This window comes from Streptomyces sp. NPDC002265, from assembly GCF_040296125.1.
GTDB lineage: Bacteria > Actinomycetota > Actinomycetes > Streptomycetales > Streptomycetaceae > Streptomyces.
In genome coordinates this window covers 1-5,935 of the sequence record NZ_JBEOWS010000479.1, presented here as the reverse complement: position 1 = coordinate 5,935, position 5,935 = coordinate 1, and the positions used below count along the sequence as shown (strand labels likewise).

The 5,935-nt window shown below is 74.0% G+C and carries 1 protein-coding gene and 1 pseudogene; both read right to left on the bottom strand.

Annotated elements, in window-relative coordinates:
- Positions 1–77: 77 nt before the first annotated feature.
- A complete protein-coding gene (locus ABT085_RS42975; RefSeq protein ID WP_351621626.1) occupies positions 78–4,709 on the bottom strand; it encodes an FtsK/SpoIIIE domain-containing protein in 4,632 nt (1,543 codons plus the stop codon).
- Positions 4,710–4,991: 282 nt separating this feature from the next.
- A pseudogene (locus ABT085_RS42970) lies at positions 4,992–5,935 on the bottom strand (serine/threonine protein kinase); the annotation flags it as partial.

The following is a 5,935-nucleotide window of genomic DNA, read 5'->3' as shown; positions in this document are numbered from 1 at the left end:
GCCGGGGATCTGCGGATCCCGGGCCGGGCGCCCCGGTCGTTCACTGACGTACATCACCCCGAAGGGGGACAGGCGACTCAGCCGTTCATGACGCCCTGCACCGGCATGTAGGAGCCGCCGGACACGAACAGGCCGCTGCCGGCCGGGCCCCCGCCGCTGTTGGCCGGCAGCCGGATGCCGAAGAGCTCGCCCTCCGAAGGGGACTGCGGGGTCAGCAGCAGGCCGTTGCGGGACTTGCGGGCCTCGACCGAGAAGCCGCGGTACTGGCCGGAGAGGCTGTCGGTCGCACCGGCGGCGAGGAGGCCGATGCCGCCGTCGGCACCCTTGCGGACGACGGCTTCGAGGGCCTCGTCGAGGCGGGTGTCGTAGAGGAGTTCGGCGTCGTCGACCACGACGACGTAGGAGCCGTTCGGGGCGGCGCCCGTCAGTTCCTCCAGGTCGTCCTCCCGGCTCTCGGCGTTGAGCAGTCCGAGGACGCCCTGACGGCCCGCCAGATCACGCAGCGGCGAGCGACGCGGGGCGACCAGGACCACCGGGGTGCCCGAGCGCAGCAGTGACTCGGTCGCCGCCACCAGCAGGGTGGAGCGGCCGGACTTCGGGGGTCCCGCGATGACGAAGCCGGGGCCGTTCTCCTCCAGGTCGATGCCGATGGGGTGGAGTTCGTCGCCGCCGACGCCGACGAGGGCCCACAGGGGCGACGGCGGGGTGAAGTCCGGGTCCAGGGCGAGGGCCTCGGTGGCCGTGATGCGGGTCGGCAGGGCGTCCACGCGCAGCGGCCGGCGGGCGGCCGGGATGCGGCCGTACCGGGTGCGCGCCTCCTCGGCGATCTCACGCAGCGCCCTGACCTGGGCCTGGCCAGCCGGTTCGGCCGCGAGCAGGCCGATCTGGGTCTCGTCCACGCCGGTGTCGGTGATGCGCAGGGCGCGGCCGGGAGGCATGTTCTTCGGCACCTCGCGGGCCTGGAGGCCGGCCGTGGAGTAGTCGTTGGAGTCGGCGAAGCGCATGACCAGCCGGTCGGCGAAGGCGGAGGAGACATGGCCGCTGAGGCCGCTACGGTCGGCCGTCATGACGACCTTGAGGCCCACCGCGGACCCCTCACGGAAGATCCGCTGGGCCGCTTCGAGCAACTGGCCGTAGTTGTAGGCCTCGAAGGTGGAGGCGAAGCCCTCCCAGCTGTCCAGGAGCAGCACCATCCAGGGCAGGCGGTCCTCCGGGGCGGCCGAGGCGCGCTGTTCGGCGGCGCTCGACGCGCCTTCCATCGCGAGGAGTTGCTGACGCCGGGCGATCTCCGCCAGCAGTCGGTCGATGAGCCGGCGGACCCGGTCGGGCTCGTCGCGGGTGACGACGGCACCGACGTGCGGCAGCCGCATCAGGGGCAGCAGGGCGTTGGAGCCGCAGTCGATGCCGTAGACGTGCACGTCGTGCGGGGAGGCCGAGCGGGCCAGGGAACCCGCGAGGGTGCGCAGGGCGGTGGAGCGGCCCGAGCGGGCACCGCCCAGGAGCAGGGTGTGCTCGCCGTGCACCAGGTCCAGGGACAGCGGCTTGCGGCTCTGCTTGGCGGGCAGGTCGATCAGGCCGTACGGGATGGGGGCCACGTCCGCGCCCGCCGGGCCACCGGCGCTCTGCCCCGACGGGCCACCGGCGCTCTCCCCCGTGGGGGCGCCGCCCGGTGTGCCGTACGACTCCAGTTCCGCCAGGGTCACCAGTTCCGCCAGCGGCGGCAGCCAGGGGCTGCGCTGCTCGCCGAAGCCCATCCGCTGCGCCCCGTCGCGCACCGCGTCGACGAGGACCGCGAGGTCGGTGACCATCGTGCCGTCGTCCTCGGCCTCGTCCCGCTTGGGCAGGGGGCGGGCGTAGGAGTTCCACTGCAACGGGATCAGCGTCGCCTTCGGGCCCGTCTGCCCGGTGGCCGGACGGCGGCCACCGATGCGGGCCGACTGCACGCCGACCAGGGACTGGGCGCCGGAGCGGACGTACATGCGGCCGGGCGTCGACTTCGCGATCGCGCCGGAGTCAGGGGCGTCGATGACGTCCGTCGACTCGGCGGCGTCCGTGACGCGCAGGGCGATGCGGAGGTTGGTGTTGGCCCGGATGTCGGCGCTCACCACGCCCGCCGGGCGCTGGGTGGCCAGGACGAGGTGGACCCCGAGGGAGCGGCCTCGGCGGGCGATGTCGACCAGTCCCACGATGAAGTCGGGGAGTTCGTTGACCAGGGACGCGAACTCGTCGATGACCAGGACCAGTCGGGCCATGGGCTCCAGCTCGGGGCGGAGCTTGCGGGTGTCGTTGTAGTCCTCGATGTCCTTGGCGGCGGCGTCGAACAGGATCCTCTCGCGCCGGTGGAGTTCGGCGGCGAGCGAGGCCAGGGCCCGTTCGGTGAGGTGGGCGTCGAGGTCGCTGACCATACCGACGGTGTGCGGCAGACGGGCGCAGTCCATGAAGGCGCTGCCGCCCTTGTAGTCGATGAGGACGTAGTTCAGGGCGTCCGGCCGGTTGGCCATGGCCAGCGAGGCGATGATCGTCTGGAGGAGCTCGGACTTACCGGCACCGGTCGTACCGGCCACCAGGGCGTGCGGGCCGTCGCGGCGGATGTCCAGGACGAAGGGGCCGTCGGCCGCGATGCCGACCGGCGCGGACGTCGTCGAGCCGCCCGCCCGCCAGATCCGCTCCACGTCCGCGCCGGTCGGGTCGGGCAGGCCGAGCAGGGTCAGCAGCCGGGCGGCGGTGGGCAGCGCGCTGTCGGCGTCGTCACGGCTGACGTCGCGCACCGGCGCGAGGGAGCGGGCGAGCAGCTCGCACCACTCCGGGGTGACCTGGTCGGCGAGGATGTCGCCGACGCCCTCCATGCCGTAGCCGCGCACGCGGACGTGGTGGGCGGCGTCCGGGGACCAGGCGACGACGGCCTTGCACTCCTCCGGGAGCAGCCGTTCGTCCTCGTCGATGCACAGGGCGATGATGCCGTTCTGCGGTCCCTCGGTGAGGAGTTGGGGCACGCCCGGGACGCGGCGCAGCAGGCGGGCGCCGTCGAGGATCACGAGGATGTTCGGGTCCGGGTAGAGCTGGCCCATCATGTTGTTCTGCTCGCGGGCCGCCTTGCGCCGGGCGAGTTCGCCCAGGAGTTCGTTGACGCGGCGGGTGATGCCCTCGGAGTCGAAGCCGACCAGCGCGACACAGTCCTGGCCCTGGTCGGGGTCGGTGTGCGGCAGCCAGTGCGCCCAGTGCCAGTCGGCCCCCGCCGCCGGGGTGGCGGACAGGGAGACGAGGGAGAGGTCGCGGGGGCTGTGCAGGACGGCGGCCTGCACGCTCAGCCAGCGGGCGGTGGACAGCGCGCGGGCCCGGTCACCGGCGATGCCGACGACGCCGAGCCGGGCGAAGGGCAGGGTGACCGGGACGTCGGGCAGGACCGGCGGTTCGGGGGTCTCCTCGTCGTACGAGGTGCCGCCGCGGCCCATGACCATCTCGACGTCGGAGGGCAGGCCGCCGACGCCGACGCGCAGTTGCATGGCGTCCGGGTCGGTGAGACGGCGCTCCCACAGGCGGCGGCGCGGGCCGGTGGCGAAGAGCAGGAGTTCGGCCGGGTCCGGGCTGTCCTCGCGGCGGCCGCGCTGCTCCTCCTTGGCCAACTGGGCGAGTTCCGCCTGGTGTTCGACGAGGTCCTTCTTGTACTGCTTGAGGGAGGTCTTGTGCTTCTTCTTGCCCTCGCGGTTCTCGCTGAACCACTGGCCGATCATCATCAGCGGGCTCATCGCGCAGAACAGCAGCATGTAGATCTGCTTGGTGACGAAGTACATGGTCAGCCCGAAGAGCATCGGGATGAAGGCCATGATGAACTGGAAGCGCGCCCGCTCGTTCTTCGACGGCGGCAGCGGTGCGACGATGCGCCGCCGGGGCCGCAGCGGGTTCAGCCGGGGCGGACGGTTGTAGGCGAGGCCGCCCTCGCTCATCGCGGAGAGGTGGGCGTCGGGCTCGGCCACCCGGTCGAGCACGAGCAGCGAGTCGGCGACCCGGACGACACCGCCGAGCGGCCACGGCGTACCGGCCGCACCGCCCGCCCTGCCGACGGCACCCGCCTTGGCTCCCTTGGCCGCCTTGGCTCCCTTGCCCGGTTTTCCGGCGGCCGCGGCCGTTCCCGCGCCACCGGCCGTCAGCGGCTCGTCGTCGAGCAGGACCTCGGCCCCGCCCTCCGCGGCGAGCGTGGTGTTGCCCTGGAGGTCGACGGTCAGCCGCAGCGCGACCGGCGGCAGCGAGGGGTCCGGCAGGGGCAGCGAACAGGTCGGCGCCGAGCCCACCGTGGCCACGCCGACGCCGAGCCGGACCACGCGTCCGGCGGCGGGACCGCCGGCCACTCTCAGCTCGTACTGCCCGGCCGGCTCGCCCTTGCGCAGCAGCGGGCCTATCGCGTCGTCGACGGAGATGCGCATCCCGTCGCGCAGCACCCCGGCCGCCGGGGCCGCCGGGTCGCACAGCACGCCGTCCGCCCACAGGGACGGCGCCCCGGTCCCCGCCGCCCCCTGGCCGGGCGGCGGGACCAGTGACGTACCGCGCATGGGTACGACGTTGCCCGGCATAGCGCCCGCCGGCGGGGCGGCCAGTCCCACGGCCGTCCCCAGCACCTCGGCGACGTCGCCGGCCGTGGCCGTGTCGTCCGCAGTGACGACGACGTCCTGCGGCGCACCGCCTTCGTGCACAAGCGTGACCAGCATCCGCATGGTGGTCGTCCTCCCCGTGTTCGCTTCCGCAGACACAGTAGTGACAGTCGGGGCGCCGGGGAGCGACGGGGGAACGCGGAGACAACAGCCGCTCGGCTAGGGCCTGTCCGGCGGATCATGCCGCAGACGCGGGGTCTGGCACGCCCGTCTGCGGCGTTGTCGTCGGTTGCCGACGCTCCGCGTCGACGCCCTCCTCCGCCTTGCAGCTGGACGCACCGGACCCAGCTCACCTGGGCAGATACGGCACCGCAGTTTCCTGCGACTTGATCCGCCGGACAGGCCCTAACCGACCTTCGACATACGGGCCACCGGATTGCCCTCGGCCGAGCTGTCCGAGGTGTACGTCAAGTCGTCGCCGGTGCGGGCGAGTCGGACGGTGTGCGCGGCCGGGTTGCAGCCGTCGTGGTTGCCCGCGGCGCCCACGGAGGTCGCCACGATCTCCGTCGCCGTCACCGACTTCAGGGTGAGGATGTCGTTGCACACCCCGCCGAACAGGTCCGTCTGCCGGACCCTGCCCAACTCCTGTCCTACGGAGGCCCGTCGGACGGTGAGCCGGAAGGTCCCCATGGGCACGGTGCCGTCGAGACCGCTGCCCTGGCCCTCCCAGGCGCCGAGGTAGCGGGTGGGAACGGTGCCGGTGCCCGAACCGGCGGGGGTGGACGGTCCGGTGGACGGCGTCGCGCGGCCGCTGGCGGGCGCCGAGGCGCCGGTGGACGGCGTCGCGGGGTCGGCGGCGGCCGAGTGGGAACTGTCGCTGCTCGCCGACGAGTCGTGACCGCCGTCCGGCAGCAGGTCGAGGACGAACACCGAGCCGACCGTCACCGCGGCCAGCGCCCCGGCCACCGCGAGGGCCAGCGTGCAGCTGACCCGCCGTCCCCGGCCGAGCTCCCCCGGGGCCGAGGCCGCCGCCACGGTCACGGAGACCTTGCCGGGGCGGGCCGGGGACGACGGTTCCGGTGCGGCCGCGGGGGCGGTGTCCCGGGGGTGGGCGTCGCGCGGTCCGGGCAGGGGCGGCGCGGCGGGCCCGGCCGGGGTCCGCCCGTCCGGCGGTGTCGCGGACGGCGGCATCACGGGCGGCGGCCCGAAGCCGCCCGCCGCGGCCGTCGCCTCCACCGACGCGCTGCTGAAGCCCACCGGCCCCGAGGGGACCGCTTCGGCGGCCTGGGCCGCCTCCAGGTTCAGCAGCTGCACGGCGCTGCGGCTGACCTGTTCGACCAGCGAGCCCG

Excerpts from the sequence above, each read along its gene's own strand:
- ABT085_RS42975 (WP_351621626.1), bottom strand. The coding sequence starts at position 4,709 with ATGCGGATGCTGGTCACGCTTGTGCACGAAGGCGGTGCGCCGCAGGAC.